Below are 20553 nucleotides of genomic sequence, written 5' to 3' on the forward strand. Positions count from 1 at the left end.
TTCGCTTCCTCGAGTTCCCGAACGCGTCACCTGACGCGCTCTTTTTCGCGGCGCGATTATAGGTTTGGGGAAATCTCATAAACGAAGTGGCACAATTTATGACGAATTAGCAGACGTTCGCCTAAATATTCTTATATTTGCGAGCCAAATTAGGAATATTGATGGGCTGTCACGCCGGCAACATCGGGCGACGCCGCCGACACCTTTTGCCCCTCGCGCCGGCTCGCCGCGATCAGTTCAGCCGCGCGCTCACCAATCATCACGGTCGGCGAATTGGTGTTGCCGCCGATCAGCGTCGGCATTACCGATGCATCGACGATCCGCAGCCCTGTCACGCCGCGCACCCGCAACTGCGGATCGACCACCGAGTGCGCGTCGCCGCCCATGCGGCACGTTGCTACCGGGTGAAAGATCGTGTCCGCATGCTCCGCAATGGTCCGACGCAATTCCGCCGCCGTCTGGCCAGAATGCGTGTACAGCTCCTTGCCGCCATGCAGCGCGAGCGAAGGCGCGTCGAGAATGCGCCGCGCCATCTGTGCACCTTCCACCAGCAGGTCGAGATCGCGCGAGTCGCTGAAAAAACGCGGATCGATCACGGGCGCCGTGCGCGCGTCGGCGCTGGCGAGCGTCACCGTGCCACGGCTATGCGGCCGCAGCACGCACACGTGCAGCGAATAACCGTGGCCCCAGTGCATATGGCGGTTGTGATCGTCGACGATCGCCGCGCAGAAATGCAGTTGCAGGTCCGGACGATCGAGCGTCGGCCGGCTCTTCAGAAAGCCGCCCGCTTCGGCGACGTTGCTCGACAGCATGCCGCGGCCATGCCGCATGAAAGTCACAAACTGCGGCAGCATCCGCGCGATGCCGCGAATCGAAAAGCCGGTCGGTTCGATCGACGACACCCGTTTGTTGATCGTGAAGTCGACGTGGTCGATCAGGTTCTGGCCGACTTCGGGCGCATCGTGGAGTACCGCGATGCCCAGAGACTGGAGATGCACAGCCGGCCCGATACCCGAGCACATCAGCAGTTGCGGTGAATTGAACGCGCCCGCTGCCAGCACGACCTCGGCGCGCGCTTCCAGCGTTTCGGTACGGCCGCCGCGCACGATTTCGACACCGCTCGCGCGCTTGCCGTCGAAGGTCACGCGCAGCACCGTCGCATCGGCGATCGTATGGAGATTGGGGCGTTCGCGGTCGTAGATATAGGCGCGCGCGACGCTGCAGCGGCGCCCGTCGCGCTGCGTTACCTGATAGAAGCCGACGCCTTCCTGATCCGCGCCGTTGAAGTCGCTGTTCGGTTTGTAACCGGCTTCGGTCGCAGCCTGCACGAAACGCTTCGAAAACGGATTGCGATAGCGCAGATCGGACACCGTCAGTGGCCCGTCCGCGCCGTGCCATGCATCGGCGCCGCGCTCGTTGCCTTCGGCGCGGCGGAAATACGGCAGCACGTCTGCCCAGGACCAGCCTTCGCAGCCGAGCTGCGCCCATTCGTCGTAATCGAGCGGATGGCCGCGCGTGTAGATCATCGCGTTGATCGCGCTCGACCCGCCGAAGCCCCTCCCACGCGGCTGATAGCCCTGGCGTCCGCCGAGCCCCGGCTGGGGTGTCGTCAGATAGCCGTAGTTGGTCTTGAGTTTGTGCGGCACGACGGCCGCCACGCCTACCGGCATGTTCACGAAGAGATTGCGGTCCGTATGGGGGCCGGCTTCGATCAGGGCGATCGTTGCGTCGGGGCAGCTATCCGCCAGACGGCTCGCGAGCGAGCAGCCGCCTGAGCCCGCACCGACGATAATGTAGTCGTATTGCATCCGCTCCTCCTGGTGGAGGCCGCGTTGCTCGCGGCCCCTGTCGCGTTCACACTTGTCTACGTGTGTTTCATCGGCATTGTAGGGAGCGTTCGGGCGCGACGGCGGGTTGGTGTCAGAGCGATCCCTCTAAACGAAAGCCCTCCCGCGACCCTATGATGAAAGACGCGCATGCGCCCGACAGGCTGCGGCGCAAGGCATTCAAACACAGCGCCCAGCGCGTCATCCTTTAAGCGTGCAGCACGACACGCCACGATAAAACAGCACGCCGTCGATCAGCGACGGCGCGCATCCGGTGAACGGAGACAGCAGATGGAACGGCATAGCTTCGACCACACCCACGACGTGACAAATCAGGCGCCTCCGCTTGCGGACTACAACCTGTTTTCGAGCGACGTGGCTTTGTCTGCCGCCCTCGAACGCGAAGGCGCCGCGTGGCATCGCGAGGCGCTGCAGCGGCACGGCGCGGCGCTCACCACGCCGGAGACACTCGCGCTCGCCGAACTGGCGAACCGCCACACGCCCGAACTTTTCACGCACAACCCGCGCGGCGAACGCATCGACGCGCTGGAGTTTCATCCTTCGTGGCATACGCTGCTGTCGCTGTTGCGCCGTGAGGGCCTGCACGCGCTCCCGTTTTCGGATCCGCAGCGCGGCGCAATGGTCGCGCGTTGCGCCGGCTACTTCCTGCACGCGCAACTCGAATCCGGCTCCCTCTGCCCGTTGACGATGACCTTCGCGAGCATCCCGGTGCTGCAGCGCGAACCCGCGTTGTTCGAGACGCTCCGTGACAAGCTCTACGCCCGCGAACACGATCCGCGCGACGTGCCGCTCACGCAAAAAACCTCGGCCATGATCGGCATGGGTATGACCGAGAAACAAGGCGGCTCGGACGTGCGCAGCAACCAGACCCGCGCGCATGCCACGCGCGGCAGCGGCCGCGGCGGCGAATACCGCCTCGTCGGTCACAAATGGTTTTTCTCCGCGCCGCAATGCGACGCGCATCTGGTGCTCGCCCGCACTGACGACCACGAAGGCCTGTCGTGCTTTTACGTGCCGCGTTTCGCGCCGGACGGCAGCAAGAACGCCGTGCAGATCCAGCGTCTGAAAGACAAGCTCGGCAATCGCTCGAATGCCAGCAGTGAAGTCGAGTTCTTCGATGCGTTCGGCATCATGATCGGCGACGAAGGCCGCGGCGTGCCGACCATCATCGAAATGGCGAACTACACGCGGCTCGATTGTGTGATCGGCAGCGCAGCCTTGATGCGTGCGGCGCTGGTGCAGGCGATTCACCATGCGCGGCACCGCAGCGCCTTCGGCCGGCATCTGGCCGATCAGCCGCTGATGCGTAATGTGCTCGCCGACCTGGCGTTGGAATCGGAAGCCGCGACGGTGCTGTTCATGCGGCTCGCACGGGCATTTGAAGCGTCCGCCGATGCGTCGACGGCCGCGCCGGCCGAGCGCGCATGGCGCCGGATCGTGACCCCGGCGGCGAAGTTCTGGGTCTGCAAACGCACGCTCGAATTCACCGGCGAGGCAATGGAAGTCTGGGGCGGCAACGGTTATGTCGAAACCGGTCCGATGGCGCGCTTCTATCGTGAAGCGCCGGTGAATTCGATCTGGGAAGGCTCGGGCAATGTCATGTGTCTCGACGTGCTGCGCGCCATGGAGCGCGAGCCCGAAGCGGCGCAGGCCTTGTTCGCCGCGTGGCAAGCGGACGCGCAAGGGCACCCGGATTTGAGCGCCGCGCTCGGCAGGCTCGTCGCCACGCTCAACGGACCCGCCGAGCATCGCGAAGCATCCGCGCGACGGATCGCGCAACAGATCGTGCTGATCGCGCAAGCCACCTTGCTGGTGAAGCACGCGCCGCCGGAAGTGGCCGATGCCTTCATCGCGACGCGTCTCGCCGACGGCTGCGGCGAGAGCGGCCGCGTGTACGGCACGCTACCGGCGACGTTCGACCACGCGGCAATCATCGAGCGGGCATTTCCGGCTTGATACGAAGTGGACAGACCGGCAAGACATCAATAAGCGCGACTCGACGCGCAACGTTATCCATCAGGGAGTGGGCATACATGAAGAACGATCTGCCGGAGGTCGCCGCGCTCGAAGCATTGCTGCGCGAGCAGCGCCATGCTTACTTACGCGCGCCGTATCCGTCGTGGGAAGCTCGCGCCGGACATCTGAAAGCACTGCGCAAAGTCATGCTCGACAACCGCGACGCACTCGCCGACGCCATGAACGCCGACTTCGGCAATCGCGCGAAACAGGAAGTCCTACTCGCCGAATTCCTACTGATCAAGGAAGAGATCGACGCCGCGCTCAGGCACGGCAAGCGCTGGATGAGAGCGCAACGCCGCAGCACCAGCAAATGGCTGATGCCGGCGCGCGCGAAAGTCGTCCCGCAGCCGCTCGGCGTGGTCGGCATCATCGTGCCGTGGAATTATCCGGTGCTGCTCGCCGCCGGCCCGCTGATCAGTGCCCTGACGGCCGGCAACCGCGCCATCATCAAGATGTCCGAACTGACGCCGCGCACCTCGGCGCTATTCGAGCAGCTGATCGGCCAGACCTTCGCGCGCGATCACGTCGCCGTAGTGAACGGCGACGCCACGCTCGCCGCCGCGTTCAGCGCGCAACCGTTCGATCATCTGCTGTTCACCGGCTCAACCAAGGTCGGCCATGAAGTGATGCGCGCCGCCGCCGAACATCTGACGCCGGTCACGCTGGAGCTCGGCGGCAAGTCGCCGGCCATCATCGGGCAGCACGCGCGCTTCGACAACGCGGTGGATAACCTCGTTGCCGGCAAGACGCTCAACGCGGGCCAGACCTGCGTCGCGCCGGACTACGTGCTGGTGCCGCGCGGCAAGGAGCAGGCGTTCATCGAGCGGGCGCGCGCGCGGATGGCGAAGATGTATCCCGACTTTGCGCACAACCTCGACTACACGTCGATTATCTCGGAGCGGCATTTCGCACGGCTGCAACGTCTCGCCGACGAAGCGCAGGCCGCCGGCGCGCAACTGCACACGCTCACCGACAGCACGCCGGACGAGGCAAGCCGCCGCTTCCCGCTGATCGCCGTCACGAATGCGCCGGATGAAAGCGCGCTGATGCAGGAGGAAATCTTTGGCCCGCTGCTGCCGATCGTCCCGTACGACACGCTCGACGACGCCATCGCATGGATCAACACGCGTCCGCGTCCGCTCGCGCTGTATCTCTACGCCGACGACACCGCGACCATCGAGCGCGTCACGCGCGACACCATCGCGGGCGGCATGGCGATCAACGAAACGCTGATGCATCTGGCGTGCGAAAGCCTGCCGTTCGGCGGTGTCGGCGCGAGCGGAATGGGTGCGTATCACGGTTACGAAGGCTTCGTGACCTTCTCGAAGATGAAGCCGATCCTGACGCAGGCGCGCCTGAACGCACGCGGATGGATCTCGCCGCCGTACGGCAAGCGGGTGAATGCGCTGCTGAAACTGATGATGCGGTTTTGATGGGCACTCAGCGCCCCGGCGCCCCACCGGAAACATCCGCAATATCCGTGGCGACCACATCGGTGACGTCCTGCGCGGCGGCTACGCCGCTTTCGGGCTCATCCTCGGCGCCGCTTTCCAGCCGGTGCAGCCACGCCAGCAACTCCGCCACCGCCTGATAAAGCTGCGGCGGAATCCGCGTATCGAGGTCGACCTGCATCAGCAACGAGACCATTTCCGGCGCCTCATGCACATAGAGGCCGGCTTCCTTGGCACGCTGTACGATCATCTCGGCCAGCATGCCGTAGCCTTTGGCGATCACGCGCGGTGCGGGATCGCTGCCTTTTGCGTCGTAGACGAGCGCGGCCGCGCTGCGGCGATGTTTGCGGCTCATCACATATCCCAATCGAAGTCGTCGAGCGGCGCAACTCCCGGACCGGTGACACGCGTCGTGCGGCGCCCTGCTGGCGCCTTGTCAGCTGACGAGGCAGCCGAAGCCGAGCGTGCGTACGCCGACGCTGCTGCCTGCCCGGCCGCCGCAGCACCTGCGGCACCCGCCGCGGTAGCCGGCAAGCCGCCGCCGATCTCGCGAATCGTCAGCCCGCTCAGCTCGATGCCCGCTGCCGCGAGCCGCTGACGAAAGTTCTCACCCTGCATCGCGAGCCGTGCCGCGCCGCCCGGACTGGCCTGTACGCGCGCGACGAGCCGCGTGCCGGTCAGCGTCAAGTCCGCATCGACCGTGCCGAGCGTCGGCAGCGAAAGCGTCAGTCGCGTACGCCAGGGCTGATCGTCCTCGCTCGCTGTGCCGCCGCCGCTGCGGTCCCATTCGTCGCCGTCCTGCTCGATGGTCCAGTCGAGCTTGGCGCCCGGCCATGCTTCGCCGGTCCAGCGAAACTGCCCGGTGGCGAGCAGATCGAGTTGCTGGCGCACCAAAGGAACGGTCGCGGGATGAACCGCGGCCGCCATCGATTGCGGGTTTTGCGATGAGCCGTCGTCGGCCAGTTGCGCCGCGGCGCTGCGCATCGAGTGCGCCGGCTGGCCGTTCAGATCGGAAAGAGAGCTCGCCAGCACCTCGCCGGCCACAAAGCGTGCAGCCTGCGCGGTCTGGATGGACGGCATCGCGCGGGCGGCCGCATTGCCGTCCGGTGCGCCGTTGGCCGGACCGTTGGGGCCCGCGCCCATGCCTGGCCGGCCTGTCCCATTCGGGGAAGCGGCCTGATCGGCGTCGCTCGCCCAGTCGAGCGGCAATTGCGCGGCGGCGGCCACCAGCTTGTTTTGCGCCTCGCTAGCCAGGGCGGCCGGCGGGCGCTGGCCGGCCAGCCATTGCGCGAGATGGGATTCGTAGAACAGGCCGCTGTCGCCAACCGTCCGTTCGAGCGCGGCCGCGAGCGCCGCGACGGGCACCTGAGCCGCCGCCACATTGGCGGTCGCCGCGGTACTGGCGGCACCCGTGGTACCGGCAGTACCGGCAGCACCGGCAGTATTCGGATTCGCGGATGAAGCAGCGCTCGTAGCCGCCGTATCGAAGAGTGGCAAACCGCCGGCCTCGACGTCGAGCGCCGGCGCAGCCGGCCAGATCGGCGTCTGGCCGAGCACCGCCGGAGTCGCCTCGCCGCCCGAGCTCACGATCGCATTGAGCGTGAGCGCGACGGCGGACAGCGCGGTTTGCGCAGAAGCCGGCGGTGTCGCCGGGGGCGCAACGGGGGTGGTATTAAGAACCTCGGTATCGACGCCCGCAGCACCGGTCTGCGAGGCGGTCGCACTACCCGGCGCGAGATTGAGCAGACTGTCGACCCGGTTCGCGAGCAGCGAAGTGACGACCGCGTCGATTCCGTTCATACCGATTCCTTGGTCACATTGGCGGCAGCGCGCTCAAATACCGTCAGCCGGACTCAGGCAGCGCGGTGCCCGCAGGCAAACTCAGCGCGCCCCGTACAGTTCCTTGAGCACGCGAGTCGGCCGTCCGGCGAACAGCGCCGACAGATTGGCCATGCGCGGATTCGCCAGATCGCGGATCGCCGCGTCGTCGGCCAGGATCTGCCGGATCAGTGCGTATTTGCGCAGGCGCTCCGCATCGTCCAGTCTGACGCCGGTTTCCGCGTCCTTCAACGCGTCCACCAACTTCCGATAGTCCTCCTGCAAGTGGACCAGATCGTTCCACAGGGCGCGCCGGGCAGCCGTCAGCATGCGGCGGGAAATCGCTGCAATCGCCTCGTAGCGGGCGAAATATTCTGCGTTCGATGTCATCTCATGCTTTCCGCGGCCGGCTGGGCTGCCATCCGCGCGATCTCCGGGGCAATCCCGATCCATGCCTCTTCGAGTGTCGCCAGCAGGCCATCGACCTCGACCAGCATTGCCTCGCTCTGTTTTATATTGGCCTCGAGCAGCCGGCGCGACATATAGGTATATAGCGCGTCCAACCGCTCTGCAACCTCGCCGCCCACCTCAAGGTTCAGCGAAAGTTGCAGCCCGCTTTCGACGATCTGAATCGCCTTGCCGATCGCCTCACCACGAGCCGGCACATTGCCTTGCTGCACATGCATGCGTGCCTGCGCAATCGCTTGCCGGGCGCCCTGATACAACATCACGATCAGACGATGCGGACTCGCGCCCATCACCCCTGTCTCGACGCCGACGCGTGCGTACGCATTGGCTCCAGAGTGTCCTGGGGAAAACATCGGCGCTCCTCCTCTCTTGCACTGCAGTTGGTCGTGGCACCCCATCCGGGCATGTTGCCGCACCCTGATTTCTGCCTGTATCTGGTTATCGGATAGGCAGCGGGAAAGCTTTAGGCCGATGTAAGGAGGATTAAGGAGCCGATAGGGCCGATATCGCGCTGGGCGCGGCAAGGCCGCCTGCCACGAAGCACCTCAAGGGCGCGCCGGGCGGACAGTCCTGCGGTGCAGCCGCACAGCGTTGCATCCGGGCGGGTGCGTTCGGGCGGACGGAACAGCCCTGCCGCCCGAATCGCACTCACACCGACATCTGCATGATGTCGTTATAGGCCGACACCAGTTTGTTGCGCACCTGCAGGCCAAACTGGAAGCCGACGTTGGCCTTCTGCATATCGACCATCACGTCGTTGAGCGAGACGTTGGACGCGCCGAGTTCAAACGCCTGCGATTCGCCGACCGCCTTGGTCTGATCGCCGCTGATCTTGTCCAACGACGCCTTCAGCGCCGAGGCGAAACCGCCGGCCGTCGCCGCGCCGGACTGGTCGGCGACCGGGCTGCTGCTACCGGCCGCTTGCGCTGCCATCGACTGCATCTGTTGCAGCGCCGACGAGAGCGCGTTCACGGGCAAAGTCATGTTCTCTCCAGGGAATGACGACCGGCATGCCAGAAACCGTACCGATCTGGACGAAAGCATAGCAGTGGGTTATCCGGGAAAGCCCCGAAACTAGGGGGGAAACCCGGCTCTATTCAAGCAATCGGGTTGAGCCGCGCTGCGGATAATTTCAAGGGTGAAAGTCTCTGTCCGCACGCCCGCCGACCCTCGGTGCGCTCAAGCGGCAGAACGCAAAGGCATCCCGGAGATACCCGACGCATGGATTCGTCAGCCAACTCTTTGATCAACCCCGATGCCCGCATGGGCCTCGCCGGCGCGCAGCCTGGCGCCGGTGCTGCCGGCACCGGCCAGGCCGGCGGCGCAGCGGACCTCGGCGGCCTGGGAAGCAACCTGGGCGGCAATTTCGGCCAGCGTCTGTCGGGTCTCGCACAAATGCGAGGCAACCCGCGCGCCCCGCTGATCTTCGCGGTCGCGCTGCTGGTCGCCATCGTCGCGGGTCTGTTCCTGTGGTCGCGCGCTCCGGACTACAAGGTGCTCTACAGCAACCTGTCGGACCGCGACGGCGGCGCCATCATCACCGCGCTGCAGGCGGCCAACATCCCCTACAAGTTTTCCGACGCCGGTGGCGCGATCCTCGTGCCGTCCGAGCAGGTGCATGAAATGCGTTTGCGCCTCGCTTCGCAAGGTCTGCCCAAGAGCGGTTCGGTCGGCTTCGAACTGATGGACAACCAGAAGTTCGGCATCAGTCAGTTCGCCGAACAGATCAATTACCAGCGCGCGCTGGAAGGCGAGCTGGAGCGCACGATCGAGTCGATTTCGTCGGTGAAGTCGGCGCGCGTGCATCTGGCCATTCCGAAGCCTTCCGTGTTCGTGCGCGACAAGGAAGCGCCGTCTGCTTCCGTGCTGGTCAACCTTTACCCGGGCCGCGCGCTCGATGAAGGCCAGGTGATGGCGATCACCCATATGGTGTCGTCGGCGGTGCCGGATATGCCGGTGAAGGGCGTGACCATCCTCGATCAGGACGGCAATCTGCTGACGCAGCCGTCCACCGGCAGCGGGCTGGATGCCTCGCAACTGAAGTATCGCCAGCAGATCGAACGCAACACCCAGCAACGCATCGACGCGATCCTGTCGCCCCTGTTCGGCGCCGGCAACGCGCATTCGCAGGTCAGTGCCGATATCGACTTCTCGCGCAGCGAGCAGACCTCGGAAAATTACGGCCCGAACGGCACCCCGCAGCAGGCGGCGATCCGCAGCCAGCAATCGAGCACCGCCACCGAAATGTCGCAAGCGGCCGCCTCGGGCGTGCCGGGCGCCCTGTCGAACCAGCCGCCGCAGCCCGCTTCCGCACCGATCACGGCGGGTAACGGCACGCCGGGCGTCACCACGACGCCGGTCAGCGACCGCAAGGACTCGACCACCAACTACGAACTCGACAAGACCGTGCGCCATCTGGAGCAGCCGATGGGCGGCATCAAGCGCCTGTCGGTGGCGGTGGTGGTCAACTATCTGCGGGTGGTGGACGCCAAAGGTCACGCGACGATGCAACCGGTTACCGCCGACAAACTCGCGCAGGTCAACCAGCTGGTGAAGGACGCAATGGGTTTCGACCAGGCGCGCGGCGACTCGGTCAACGTGGTCAACAGCCCGTTCTCCGTCGACATCGATCCGAATGCCGACCTGCCGTGGTGGCGCACGCCGGACATGATCGCGCTTGCCAAGCAGATCGCGACCTACCTCGGCATCGGCGCAGTCGCCCTGTTCCTCTACTTCGTGATGGTGAAGCCGGCGCTGCGCCGCGCCTTCCCGCCGCCTGAGTCGGTCGCCGCCGCAGCGCTGCCGTCGCCGGGCGACGAGCCGATCCTGCTCGACGGCATTCCGGCCGCCGAACGCGAGGGCTCAGTCGTCCAGCTGGAAACGGACAGCGAAATGCTCGCGCTCGAAAGCGCCAAACACAAATACGAGCGGAACCTGGAGTTCGCGCGCAACATCGCGCGCCAGGATCCGAAGATCGTCGCAACCGTCGTGAAAAATTGGGTGACTGATGAGCGCTGAAGGCGTAATGAAGAGCGCGCTCCTGCTGATGTCGATCGGCGAGGAAGAAGCCGCGCAGGTGTTCAAGTTCCTCGGGCCGCGTGAGGTTCAGAAGATCGGCGTCGCCATGGCCGCGCTGAAAAGCGTGACGCGTGAGCAGGTCGACGAGGTCTTGCAGGAGTTCGTCCGCGAGGCGGAAACGCACACCGGCATGTCGCTCGATTCGAGCGAGTACATCCGTTCGGTGCTCACCAAGGCGCTCGGCGACGACAAGGCCGGCGCGATCATCGACCGGATTCTGCAGGGCAGCGATACCAGCGGCATCGAAGGCCTCAAGTGGATGGACTCCGCGGCGGTGGCCGAACTCATCAAGAACGAGCACCCGCAGATCATCGCGACCATCCTCGTTCACCTGGACCGCGATCAGGCTTCGGAAATCGTCGCCTGCTTCACCGAGCGTCTGCGTAACGACGTGCTGTTGCGGATCGCAACGCTCGACGGTATCCAGCCGGCCGCGCTGCGCGAACTCGACGATGTGCTGACGGGCCTCCTGTCCGGCAGCGACAACCTCAAGCGCAGCCCGATGGGCGGCATCCGCACGGCGGCCGAAATTCTCAACTTCATGTCGAGCAACCATGAAGAAGGCGTTATCGAGAACGTTCGCCAATACGACGCGGAACTCGCGCAGAAGATCATTGATCAGATGTTTGTGTTCGAGAACCTGCTCGATCTGGAAGACCGCGCGATCCAGCTGTTGCTGAAGGAAGTCGAGTCCGAGGCGTTGATCATCTCGCTGAAGGGCGCGCCGCCCGCGCTGCGCCAGAAGTTCCTGTCGAACATGTCGCAGCGTGCTGCCGAACTGCTCGCCGAAGACCTCGATGCGCGCGGCCCGGTCCGCGTCTCCGAAGTCGAGACGCAGCAGCGCCGCATCCTGCAGATCGTGCGCAATCTGGCGGAAAGCGGCCAGATCGTTCTAGGCGGCAAGGCGGAAGATGCATATGTCTGATCAGAACTCCTCGGCAAAGGAAAGCCTCTCGGCCTACCAGCGCTGGGAGATGGCCTCGTTCGATCCGGTGCCGCCCGCGCCGCCCGAACCCGAAGTCGACGACGGCGCTTTCGAAGCCGAACTCGAACGTCTACGCGACGCCGCGCATGCACAGGGCATCGCGACGGGTCACGTCGCCGGGCAGGCGCTCGGTTATCAGGCCGGTTACGAGCAAGGTCACGCACAGGGTTTCGAGCAGGGCCAAAGCGAAGCGCGTGAAGAAGCGGCGCGTCTTGCCGCGCTGGCCGAAACCTTCAAGGCAGCACTCGACGGCGCGCAAGGCGCGATCTCCGAGACGCTGGTTGCGTTGGCGCTGGACATCGCGCAACAGGTGGTGCGCCAGCATGTGCAGCACGATCCGACCGCGCTGATTGCCGCTGCCCGTGAGGTGCTGGCCACCGAACCGGCGCTGGTCGGCGCGCCCGCGCTGATCGTCAGCCCCGCCGACCTGCCGGTCGTCGAAGCCTATCTGATGGAAGAACTGCAAACGCGTGGCTGGACCGTGCGTACCGATCCGTCGGTCGAACGCGGCGGCTGCCGCGCGCAGGCCGGCACCGGTGAGGTCGACGCCGGCATCGACACGCGCTGGGAACGCGTCGCTGCCGCACTCGGCAAAGTGAGCACATGGTGAAGCCGACGCTCGAAGAGATCCGCGCCAGCGATCTGACGCCGCTCGAACGCGAGCTGGCGCTGGCCTCGTTCGGCGCCGAGGCGCTGGTGGATGTGCCGGCTGCCCCCCCGTCCGCTGCGGAAGCCATTGCAGCCATCGAATCGGCGCTGCGCGATCCGGGGGCCGGCCATCCGGCTAATGTTCATCCAGCGAGGGGCGTGGCGGCGAGCCGCGAATTCGCCGCTTCAAATGCCGCTTCGAGCCCCGCTTCCCCCCCCGCCGCCCACACCCCTTACGATCCCGCTCTCGACAGCAACCCGCACATGCAAGCCTGGCGCGGCCGGCTCGACGCGCTACGCGCGCGCAACGCGATCGCCAAGCCGATGCGTGCCTGCGGACGGTTGACGCGCGCCGCCGGTCTGGTGCTCGAGGCGGTTGGCCTGCGCCTTTCGGTGGGCGCCGAAGTGATGATCGAACTGCCGTTCGGCAGTTCGCTGGCGATGGCAGAAGCCGAAGTAGTCGGCTTCTCCGGCGACAAACTGTTTCTGATGCCGACTACCGAAGTGATCGGCCTCCTGCCCGGCGCGCGCGTTTATCCGCTCGAAAGCGCGCCCATCGCCGATCCCATGGCGGGCGCGAAACGCCTGCCGGTCGGCTGGGAATTGCTCGGCCGCGTGCTTGATGCGTCCGGCCGCCCGCTCGACGGACTCGGCCCGCTCGGCACGCATGCTGACGCGCCACTGTCCTCACCGGTCATTAACCCGCTGAATCGCGAGCCGATTCACAAGGTGCTCGACGTCGGCGTGCGCGCGATCAACGCGCTCCTGACCGTGGGCCGCGGCCAGCGCATGGGCCTGTTCGCCGGCTCGGGCGTCGGCAAATCGGTGCTGCTCGGCACGATGGCCCGCTACACCAGCGCCGAGGTGATCGTGATCGGTCTGATCGGCGAACGCGGCCGCGAAGTGAAGGAATTCATCGAACAGATTCTCGGCGAGGAAGGCCTCGCCCGCTCGGTCGTCATCGCCGCACCGGCCGACGTCTCGCCGCTTTTGCGGATGCAGGCCGCGTCGTACTCGACTTCGCTCGCCGAATATTTTCGCGATCAGGGCAAGCACGTGCTGCTGCTGATGGATTCGCTGACCCGTTACGCGATGGCGCAGCGCGAAATCGCGCTGGCGGTGGGCGAGCCGCCCGCCACCAAGGGCTATCCGCCTTCGGTGTTCGCCAAACTTCCGGCGCTCGTCGAGCGGACCGGCAACGGCCCGGCGGGCGGCGGTTCGATCACCGCGTTCTACACCGTGCTGACCGAAGGCGACGACCAGCAGGACCCGATCGCCGATTCCGCGCGGGCGATTCTCGACGGCCATATCGTGCTGTCGCGCTCGCTCGCCGAGGCTGGCCACTATCCGGCGATCGACATCGAAGCCTCGATTAGCCGGGCAATGACCGCGCTGATCGACGATAACCATCTCGACAAGACGCGTATGTTCAAGCAGATGCTGTCGCGCTATCAGCGCAACCGCGATCTGATCAACGTCGGCGCCTATTCAAGCGGGCGCGACGCGCTGCTCGACCGCGCAATTGCGCTGTATCCGCGGATGGAAGCGTTTTTGCAGCAAGGTTTTCGCGAGTGCGCGAACTTTGAACCGAGTCTCGACATGCTGGACGCTCTGTTTGCCCAAGGAGGCTGACGATGGCGAATCACTTTCCGATCAAGACCCTCATTGGCCTAGCGCAGGACGATGTCGATGCCGCCGCACAACGTCTGGGCCGCGCGCAGCGCGAGCGCAACGACGTGCAGTCGCAACTCGACGCGCTGGTGCAGTACCGCGACGAATATCACGCGCGCTTCACCGCGACCGCCCAGACGGGCATGCCCGCGGGCAACATGCGCAATTTCCAGGCATTTATCGACACGCTCGACGCCGCCATCGAACAGCAGCGCAACCTGCTAGTGACCGCCAATGCACGCGTCGAGACTGCCAAGCCCGACTGGCAGCGCCAGAAACAGAAGCTCGGTTCGTATGAAGTGTTGCGGACGCGTGGCGAAGCTGCCGAAGCAAAAACCGTGGCGCGACGCGACCAGCGCGACTCCGACGAACACGCCGCCCGCATTCTGAGGATGCGCGCCGAGGGCGTCTGACCCACCCGAGCGCCACCTCGATTGACCGAACACCCCGTTTGACCGATTGACAGGATTCCCAATGTCGCTTCTTTCACAAATCGGCTCACTGCTCGGCGTTGCCAGCAGCACGCCCACCAGCGCGGCCATGGCCGCTGCGGTAAACGCCAAGCCGTTCTCGCAAACCTTGCAGCAGAGCATCAACCTGCAAAACAACGCGGCCGCGCAAAGCGCAAGCAAGCCGCCGGCGCCGTCGTCTTCTTCTTCGTCTTCTTCCGGTTCGTCGTCCTCGGCATCGTCGTCGAGCGTGCACGACGCGCCGCCGCCCGATCCGTCGACGAAGAGCCCGGATGCCGCGAGCAGCAACACAAACAACGGTAACTCGACGAGCGCATCCTCATCCGGCTCGTCGTCCGCGTCATCGTCGGGCGCTTCCTCTGCCAATACACAGCAGGCTTCGACCGGCAACACCAACGCGACACCGCCGAAGTCAGGCAACGCGACCGCACAAACCGGTGCCGACGCGGCAGCGGCCGCTGCGCAGGCGCAGGCTCTAGCTCAGGCCTCCGCGAACAGCGCCACCGACCCGGCGACGGCAGATCCCGCCACGGCGCTGACTGATGCTGCGACCACGCTGCCCGGCACGGGCACGGACACGACGACGGGCGGCACCACGGGCAAAAAGACTGCCGCAACCGATCCGAAGTCGGCGCAGGACGCCTTGCAGGCGGCGCTGGCCGCGCTGGCGAGCGGCCAGGGCGTGGTTCCGGCGCAGGCGTTGGCGAGCGGCGCGGCGGCGAACGCTGCGACGGCGGCGAGCGGTCTGGGTACTGGCGCGAACAACGGACTGAACGGATCGGCGAACGGCAAGACGCTTGCAGCCGGCTTGTTCGGTGACGGCAAGGGAACGAGCGCGGGCAAGGCCGCGTTGACCGCGGCGGCCACGACGGTGGCTGATCCATCGGCGGCAGCGAAGGCTGCGGCTGACACGTTGAGCGCGACGGCTGCCGGTGGTGCGCAAGCTGACGATCTGACGTCGTTCAAGAGCGCGGCCGATGCCGCGACGGCTGCGCTGGCAGCCGGGCAGGCCGCAGCGGGCGCCGCGAGTACGACGGCCGCCGTTCAAACGACGGGTAACGCTGGTGCGGCGGAAGCTGCGAATGCGTTATCGCCCCAGGTGGGCACGACGGATTGGGAAGATGCGTTGAGTCAGAAGGTGGTGTTTTTGTCGAATGCGCATTCGCAGAGTGCCGAGCTGACTTTGAATCCGAAGGATCTGGGGCCGCTACAGGTTGTGTTGCAGGTTGCCGATAACCATGCACATGCGTTGTTTGTTTCGCAGCACCAGCAGGTGCGGGAAGCTGTCGAAGCAGCGTTGCCGAAGCTTCGCGAGGCGATGGAGTCCAATGGGATTGGGTTGGGGAGCGCTAGTGTTAGTGATGGGTTTGCTCGGCAGAGCGGCCAGCAGCAGGGCTCGAACTCCGGCCGTTCCGGCGGGGGGAGCAGCGGAGCTGCCGGGTCTTTTGCCGGTGGCGGTGGTTCGGATTCTGATTCTGTCGTGGCTAATGTTGCCGTGCGGCGTAGTGTGGGGTTGGTGGATACGTTTGCTTAATGGTTCTTTTTTGCCTGTGCGGCGCTTTGGTTTTTTGCCTACGGCGTTGGGGTTTGCTTGATTTGAGTTGCGTTCGCGGTGCTTGTTTCTGTGAGCCTACGGGGTTGGTCTTTCCTTGATCTGACTCTTTGGCCTTTCCTTGAATTGATATTGGTCTATTAGCGTTGCCCCTGTGCGGGGCGGCACTTACTTTCTTTGCCGCCGCAAAGAAAGATAAGCAAAGAAAGCGGCTCACACCGCCAGCTCTTAAGTGGGTCCCCTGGCTCGGAGGGGGTAGTGGTGCATCTGGAATCCGTGCCCTCGCGCCTTCAGCGTTAGTGACAAAGGAGTCATCAGCTCCCACTCCGCACTACGTGCGTCGCGGACGGGTATGCATGGGAAACCCCCGGGCTTCGGTTGAGTGTGGTGGGGGTCATTGGCTTCGCCTCGGCGTCTCTAGCGCGTTCGCGGTGGGACGATGAGCCGCGGTGCCAAATTGAAGGCGGGCGCGAGAACAATCGGACGGTTTGATGAAGTACCTTTCGGCGCGCGCAGCGCCGCCGGAAGTATGACGGCCTTGTCACCAGGGCTGAATGTGCGAGAACACCGATTCCAGATGCACCACTGCCCCTCCAAGCCAGGGGACCCGCTTATGAGCTGGCGGTGTGAGCCGCTTTCTTTGCTTATCTTTCTTTGCGGCGGCAAAGAAAGTAAGTGCCGCCCCGCACAGGGGCAACGCTAATAGACCACTAACAATTCAAGGAAAGGCCAAAAGGCCAGATCAACGAAAGCCCAACGCCACAGGCAACCAGACAATAAGCGCCGCGAAGGCAAAACAAATCAGGCAAAACCCAACACCGCAGGCAAACAAAAACCTGCCCGCCGCCAGAGGCAAAAAAACCAAAACCCACGCCGCGAGGCGATCATCCGCCCGAACGGGCAAAAACCAGAGATAGCCCTCAATAACCCTTCTTTTCGACCCATCGCGCCGCAGGCAAATAAACAACAATCACCATCACCAGCACTAAAGGCAAGCAAAGCAAACCTCATGGCAACCACGACCGCAAACCAGCAAGCCGCGCCCGCCTCGCCGGGCCCCTTGAAGCGCATTCTCCTGATCGTCCTCATCGCGGTCATCGCCGCAGGCGCTGCCGGCGCGGGTGTGTGGTTCTTCATGTCCCAGCGCAGCCCAGCCCCCGCGGCAGCGGCAATGGCCAGCGCGCCGGCGCCACTCGCCGTGCCGCTGTTCTTCCCGCTCGAATCAATGACCGTCAACCTGCAATCGGACGACGGTCAGCAACACTTCCTGCGGATCGGCCTGACGCTCAAGCTCAACGACCCGAAAACCCAGCAGGAACTCACCGACCATATGCCGGAAGTGCGCAGCCGCATCCTCCTCGCACTGTCGAACAAACACCCGGAAGAACTCGCGCCCCTCGAAGGCAAACGCGCGCTGGCCACCGAACTCCAGACCCTGATCGAAGAGCCGACCGATAAAGGCGCGGCGCCGATCCATGTCCAGGACGTGCTGTTCACCGAATTCGTCGTGCAGTGAACTTATTTCACGCCGCCATCATTAACCGCCGGACGCACGAGGAATAAGGAATGGGCCACGAAGAGTTCATGTCCCAGGAGGAGGTCGATGCCCTCCTCAAGGGCGTCACCGGCGAGTCCGACTCGGAAGCCGAGCAGACCGACCGTGCGGGCGTACGCCCGTACAACATCGCGACGCAGGAACGCATCGTCCGCGGCCGGATGCCGGGTCTTGAAATCATCAACGACCGCTTCGCGCGTCTGTTGCGCGTCGGTATCTTCAACTTCATGCGGCGTTCGGCGGAAATCTCCGTCGGTCCTGTGAAGGTAGTGAAGTACAGCGAGTTCACCCGCAATCTGCCGATCCCGACCAACCTGAATCTGGTCCACGTGAAGCCGTTGCGCGGCACGTCGCTGTTCGTGTTCGACCCGAATCTGGTGTTCTTCGTGGTCGATAACCTGTTCGGCGGCGACGGGCGTTTCCATACCCGCGTCGAAGGCCGCGATTTCACGGCAACCGAGCAGCGCATCATCATGAAGCTGCTCAATCTCACGTTCGAGCACTACGCGGCATCGTGGAAAAGCGTGCGCCCGCTGCAGTTCGAATTCGTACGCTCGGAAATGCACACGCAGTTTGCCAACGTGGCGACGCCGAACGAAATCGTCATCGTCACGCAGTTCTCGATCGAGTTCGGCACGACGGGCGGCACGCTGCACATCTGCATGCCGTATTCGATGATCGAGCCGATCCGCGACATTCTCTCGTCGCCGATCCAGGGCGAGGCGCTCGAAGTCGACCGCCGCTGGGTCCGCGTGCTGTCGCAGCAGGTGCAGGCAGCAGAAGTGGAAGTGACCGCCGACTTAGCCCAGGTGCCGGTCACGTTCGAACAGATCCTGAACATGCGCAAGGGCGATGTTCTGCCGATCAACATCCCCGAACACATCACGGCTAAAGTCGACGGCGTGCCGGTGATGGAATGCGGCTACGGAATTTTCAATGGTCAGTACGCGTTGCGGGTCCAGAAAATGATCAGCGCAGCCGACACAATGAAGGATGGTGGATATGAGTGACCTGAACGCAAAGACTGAGGCCGAACTGGCCGCTGGCGAGCCGCAACTGGCCGCCGATGCAGCCAGCGCCGAAGACGAAGCGGCGATGGCCGACTGGGCCAGCGCGCTGGCCGAGCAGAACGACAACACGGAAGTCAGCGCGACCACCGCAGGCGTGTTCCAGCCGCTCTCGAAGGTCGAACCGACCTCGACGCGCAATGACATCGACATGATCCTGGACATTCCCGTCCAGATGACCGTCGAACTCGGCCGCACCAAGATCGCGATCCGCAACCTGCTGCAACTCGCGCAGGGTTCAGTTGTGGAACTGGACGGCATGGCCGGCGAACCGATGGACGTGCTGGTCAACGGCTGCCTGATCGCTCAGGGCGAAGTGGTGGTCGTGAACGACAAGTTCGGTATCCGCCTGACCGACATCATCACGCCGTCCGAACGCATCCGGAAGCTGAATCGATGAAACGCGTTGCCGGTCGCGCCGCGTCGCGCATGTCGCATGGTTCACCTGAGTCGCATGCGTCGCGCAACGATCTCCATCGCGCTCGCCTCGCGGCAACCGCGGCAACGGGCGCGGCTACGTCGGCGCTAATGGCCGCACTGGCCGCCATGGCGGCATTCGCACCATCGGCCGCACACGCAGCCGACATGAACGCGGTCAACAACGCCGCGAAAATCGCGTCGGGTGTGGGTGCCGGCACGGCCGTTCCGGCGCTTGGCGTCGGCGCGGTGTTGCAAACCATCGTCGGCCTGCTGGTTGTGATCGGCCTGGTGTTCGCCTGTGCATGGCTCGCGCGCCGCTTCGGCTTGCAGCCCGCCAATCGCGGCGGCCTCGTGAAGACAATCGGCGGTGCCTCGCTCGGCGGCAAGGAACGGGTCGCCGTGGTCGAGATCGGTAATACGTGGCTCGTGCTCGGCACGGCGCCCGGTAATGTGCGTCTGCTGCACACGATGCCCGCCGGCTCGGCCGCGGTCGACCCGGTCGCAGGCACGCAAGCGGCCGCACCAGGCGCATCGGGTTCTTCGGGTGCAGCGCTGCCCGGCAGCTTCGGCCAACGCTTTCGCGACGCTTTAAAAGGCGAAGTGGGCAAACGTTTCAATGGGCAAGGCAGCGGGGATCGGTAATGCAGTTCAGTCTTCAATCAGCGCAATTCGTGCGCCGCGCGCACGCCACTCGCATGTCTAGCGCCGCCTCGAAAGTCATCCCCGTCCTGCGCCGTGTCGCGCCAGTCGCATTGCCGGCGCTGATGCTCGCGCTGCCAACGCTGTCATTCGCGCAAACCGCCGGCTTGCCGGCCTTCAATACGAGCCCGGGCCCGAACGGTGGCACGACCTACTCGTTGAGCGTGCAGACAATGCTGCTGCTCACGATGCTGTCATTCCTGCCGGCGATGGTGCTGATGATGACGAGCTTCACGCGCATCATCATCGTGTTGTCGTTGCTGCGCCAAGCGCTCGGCACGACGACCACGCCGCCTAACCAGGTGCTGGTCGGTCTCGCGCTGTTCCTCACGCTGTTCGTGATGTCGCCGGTGCTGGACAAGGCCTATAACGATGGCTACAAGCCGTTCTCCGAAGGCTCGATGCCGATGGAGACGGCCGTCAGCCGCGGCCTCGCGCCGTTCAAGACCTTCATGCTGCGCCAGACCCGCGAAAGCGATCTCGCGTTGTTCGCCCGCATCTCGCACGCCGCGCCGATGCAAGGCCCGGAAGACGTGCCGCTGTCGCTGCTGGTGCCGTCGTTCGTGACGAGCGAACTGAAAACGGGCTTCCAGATCGGCTTCACGATTTTCATCCCGTTCCTGATCATCGACATGGTGGTAGCGAGCGTGCTGATGTCGATGGGGATGATGATGGTGTCGCCCGCCACCATCTCGCTGCCGTTCAAGCTGATGTTGTTCGTGCTGGTCGACGGCTGGCAATTGCTGCTCGGCTCGCTCGCGCAGAGCTTTGTTTAACCGGCTCATTTAGCCAGCTCATTTAACCA

19 protein-coding genes are annotated in these 20553 nt (G+C 64.6%); 13 read left to right on the forward strand and 6 right to left on the reverse strand.

The annotated features are described in order from the left end of the window. Window positions 1-149: 149 nt before the first annotated feature. The gene (locus tag KHO31_RS25710) at window positions 150-1808 is read right to left on the reverse strand and encodes a GMC family oxidoreductase (RefSeq protein ID WP_211624390.1); all 1659 of its coding nucleotides are present in this window, start codon (window positions 1806-1808) and stop codon (window positions 150-152) included. 309 nt (window positions 1809-2117) lie between these two features. Here KHO31_RS25710 and KHO31_RS25715 point away from each other — a divergent pair, with 309 nt between their 5' ends. Both KHO31_RS25715 and KHO31_RS25720 read left to right on the forward strand, forming a co-directional pair. Continuing rightward, the gene (locus KHO31_RS25715) at window positions 2118-3803 is read left to right on the forward strand and encodes an isovaleryl-CoA dehydrogenase (RefSeq protein ID WP_211624392.1); all 1686 of its coding nucleotides are present in this window, start codon (window positions 2118-2120) and stop codon (window positions 3801-3803) included. Between the two features lie 77 nt (window positions 3804-3880). Next, window positions 3881-5299 carry a coniferyl aldehyde dehydrogenase gene (locus KHO31_RS25720; protein ID WP_201071282.1) on the forward strand — a complete coding sequence of 473 codons (1419 nt, stop codon included), beginning with the start codon at window positions 3881-3883 and terminating at the stop codon, window positions 5297-5299. Between the two features lie 7 nt (window positions 5300-5306). Here the strand turns inward: KHO31_RS25720 and KHO31_RS25725 are convergent, their stop codons facing one another. The 5 genes from KHO31_RS25725 to fliE form a co-directional block, all read right to left on the reverse strand. Then, window positions 5307-5672 (reverse strand): EscU/YscU/HrcU family type III secretion system export apparatus switch protein, encoded by a 366-nt coding sequence (locus tag KHO31_RS25725; protein WP_201071284.1) that lies wholly within the window; start codon window positions 5670-5672, stop codon window positions 5307-5309. After that, window positions 5672-7117, reverse strand: coding sequence for a flagellar hook-length control protein FliK (fliK, locus tag KHO31_RS25730; RefSeq protein ID WP_201071287.1), 1446 nt, complete (start codon window positions 7115-7117; stop codon window positions 5672-5674). The genes KHO31_RS25725 and fliK overlap by 1 nt, the downstream gene beginning before the upstream one ends. Before the next feature lie 81 nt (window positions 7118-7198). Beyond that, entirely contained in the window at window positions 7199-7525 is a 327-nt protein-coding gene (locus KHO31_RS25735) for a flagellar protein FliT (protein WP_074281902.1), read from the reverse strand. After that, window positions 7522-7956, reverse strand: a complete 435-nt coding sequence (gene fliS, locus KHO31_RS25740; RefSeq protein WP_201071290.1) for a flagellar export chaperone FliS — start codon at window positions 7954-7956, stop codon at window positions 7522-7524. Before fliS ends, KHO31_RS25735 begins: the two co-directional genes overlap by 4 nt. 295 nt (window positions 7957-8251) lie before the next feature. Next, a complete protein-coding gene (gene fliE, locus KHO31_RS25745) occupies window positions 8252-8587 on the reverse strand; it encodes a flagellar hook-basal body complex protein FliE (RefSeq protein ID WP_201071291.1) in 336 nt (111 codons plus the stop codon). A gap of 237 nt (window positions 8588-8824) precedes the next feature. Between fliE and fliF the strand changes: the two genes are divergently transcribed. The 11 genes from fliF to fliP all read left to right on the forward strand — a co-directional run bounded on the left by fliF (window position 8825) and on the right by fliP (window position 20524). Further along, complete coding sequence (fliF, locus tag KHO31_RS25750; protein WP_201071293.1) at window positions 8825-10621, forward strand: flagellar basal-body MS-ring/collar protein FliF; 1797 nt, start codon at window positions 8825-8827, stop codon at window positions 10619-10621. Continuing rightward, window positions 10611-11606, forward strand: coding sequence for a flagellar motor switch protein FliG (fliG, locus tag KHO31_RS25755; RefSeq protein ID WP_201071295.1), 996 nt, complete (start codon window positions 10611-10613; stop codon window positions 11604-11606). Before fliF ends, fliG begins: the two co-directional genes overlap by 11 nt. Continuing rightward, on the forward strand, window positions 11593-12276 hold the full coding sequence (fliH, locus tag KHO31_RS25760; protein WP_201071297.1) for a flagellar assembly protein FliH: 684 nt from the start codon (window positions 11593-11595) through the stop codon (window positions 12274-12276). The genes fliG and fliH overlap by 14 nt, the downstream gene beginning before the upstream one ends. Next, window positions 12270-13946, forward strand: a complete 1677-nt coding sequence (gene fliI, locus KHO31_RS25765; protein ID WP_211624394.1) for a flagellar protein export ATPase FliI — start codon at window positions 12270-12272, stop codon at window positions 13944-13946. Before fliH ends, fliI begins: the two co-directional genes overlap by 7 nt. 2 nt (window positions 13947-13948) lie before the next feature. Continuing rightward, complete coding sequence (gene fliJ / locus KHO31_RS25770) at window positions 13949-14398, forward strand: flagellar export protein FliJ (protein WP_201071301.1); 450 nt, start codon at window positions 13949-13951, stop codon at window positions 14396-14398. Window positions 14399-14459: 61 nt separating this feature from the next. Next, window positions 14460-15989 (forward strand): flagellar hook-length control protein FliK, encoded by a 1530-nt coding sequence (locus KHO31_RS25775; protein WP_211624396.1) that lies wholly within the window; start codon window positions 14460-14462, stop codon window positions 15987-15989. Between the two features lie 1027 nt (window positions 15990-17016). After that, window positions 17017-17523: a flagellar basal body-associated protein FliL gene (fliL, locus tag KHO31_RS25780; protein ID WP_201071305.1), complete on the forward strand. Its 507-nt coding sequence runs from the start codon at window positions 17017-17019 to the stop codon at window positions 17521-17523. A 50-nt stretch (window positions 17524-17573) separates the two neighbouring features. Beyond that, window positions 17574-18572 carry a flagellar motor switch protein FliM gene (gene fliM / locus KHO31_RS25785; RefSeq protein ID WP_201071307.1) on the forward strand — a complete coding sequence of 333 codons (999 nt, stop codon included), beginning with the start codon at window positions 17574-17576 and terminating at the stop codon, window positions 18570-18572. After that, on the forward strand, window positions 18565-19029 hold the full coding sequence (gene fliN / locus KHO31_RS25790; protein WP_201071309.1) for a flagellar motor switch protein FliN: 465 nt from the start codon (window positions 18565-18567) through the stop codon (window positions 19027-19029). Before fliM ends, fliN begins: the two co-directional genes overlap by 8 nt. A gap of 128 nt (window positions 19030-19157) precedes the next feature. Beyond that, window positions 19158-19691, forward strand: a complete 534-nt coding sequence (gene fliO / locus KHO31_RS25795; protein WP_236071476.1) for a flagellar biosynthetic protein FliO — start codon at window positions 19158-19160, stop codon at window positions 19689-19691. Next, the gene (gene fliP / locus KHO31_RS25800; protein WP_201071313.1) at window positions 19691-20524 is read left to right on the forward strand and encodes a flagellar type III secretion system pore protein FliP; all 834 of its coding nucleotides are present in this window, start codon (window positions 19691-19693) and stop codon (window positions 20522-20524) included. The genes fliO and fliP overlap by 1 nt, the downstream gene beginning before the upstream one ends. The last annotated feature ends 29 nt before the right edge of the window (window positions 20525-20553 follow it).

The sequence above is a fragment of the Paraburkholderia domus genome, assembly GCF_905220705.1.
GTDB lineage: Bacteria > Pseudomonadota > Gammaproteobacteria > Burkholderiales > Burkholderiaceae > Paraburkholderia > Paraburkholderia domus.

What these genes read in the sequence shown, in the direction of transcription:
- KHO31_RS25710 (WP_211624390.1), bottom strand. Translation starts at nt 1,808, where the DNA reads ATGCAATACGACTACATTATCGTCGGTGCGGGCTCAGGCGGCTGCTCG.
- KHO31_RS25715 (WP_211624392.1), top strand. Translation starts at nt 2,118, where the DNA reads ATGGAACGGCATAGCTTCGACCACACCCACGACGTGACAAATCAGGCG.
- KHO31_RS25720 (WP_201071282.1), top strand. Translation starts at nt 3,881, where the DNA reads ATGAAGAACGATCTGCCGGAGGTCGCCGCGCTCGAAGCATTGCTGCGC.
- KHO31_RS25725 (WP_201071284.1), bottom strand. Translation starts at nt 5,672, where the DNA reads ATGAGCCGCAAACATCGCCGCAGCGCGGCCGCGCTCGTCTACGACGCA.
- fliK (WP_201071287.1), bottom strand. Translation starts at nt 7,117, where the DNA reads ATGAACGGAATCGACGCGGTCGTCACTTCGCTGCTCGCGAACCGGGTC.
- KHO31_RS25735 (WP_074281902.1), bottom strand. Translation starts at nt 7,525, where the DNA reads ATGACATCGAACGCAGAATATTTCGCCCGCTACGAGGCGATTGCAGCG.
- fliS (WP_201071290.1), bottom strand. Translation starts at nt 7,956, where the DNA reads ATGTTTTCCCCAGGACACTCTGGAGCCAATGCGTACGCACGCGTCGGC.
- fliE (WP_201071291.1), bottom strand. Translation starts at nt 8,587, where the DNA reads ATGACTTTGCCCGTGAACGCGCTCTCGTCGGCGCTGCAACAGATGCAG.
- fliF (WP_201071293.1), top strand. Translation starts at nt 8,825, where the DNA reads ATGGATTCGTCAGCCAACTCTTTGATCAACCCCGATGCCCGCATGGGC.
- fliG (WP_201071295.1), top strand. Translation starts at nt 10,611, where the DNA reads ATGAGCGCTGAAGGCGTAATGAAGAGCGCGCTCCTGCTGATGTCGATC.
- fliH (WP_201071297.1), top strand. Translation starts at nt 11,593, where the DNA reads ATGCATATGTCTGATCAGAACTCCTCGGCAAAGGAAAGCCTCTCGGCC.
- fliI (WP_211624394.1), top strand. Translation starts at nt 12,270, where the DNA reads ATGGTGAAGCCGACGCTCGAAGAGATCCGCGCCAGCGATCTGACGCCG.
- fliJ (WP_201071301.1), top strand. Translation starts at nt 13,949, where the DNA reads ATGGCGAATCACTTTCCGATCAAGACCCTCATTGGCCTAGCGCAGGAC.
- KHO31_RS25775 (WP_211624396.1), top strand. Translation starts at nt 14,460, where the DNA reads ATGTCGCTTCTTTCACAAATCGGCTCACTGCTCGGCGTTGCCAGCAGC.
- fliL (WP_201071305.1), top strand. Translation starts at nt 17,017, where the DNA reads ATGGCAACCACGACCGCAAACCAGCAAGCCGCGCCCGCCTCGCCGGGC.
- fliM (WP_201071307.1), top strand. Translation starts at nt 17,574, where the DNA reads ATGGGCCACGAAGAGTTCATGTCCCAGGAGGAGGTCGATGCCCTCCTC.
- fliN (WP_201071309.1), top strand. Translation starts at nt 18,565, where the DNA reads ATGAGTGACCTGAACGCAAAGACTGAGGCCGAACTGGCCGCTGGCGAG.
- fliO (WP_236071476.1), top strand. Translation starts at nt 19,158, where the DNA reads ATGGCCGCACTGGCCGCCATGGCGGCATTCGCACCATCGGCCGCACAC.
- fliP (WP_201071313.1), top strand. Translation starts at nt 19,691, where the DNA reads ATGCAGTTCAGTCTTCAATCAGCGCAATTCGTGCGCCGCGCGCACGCC.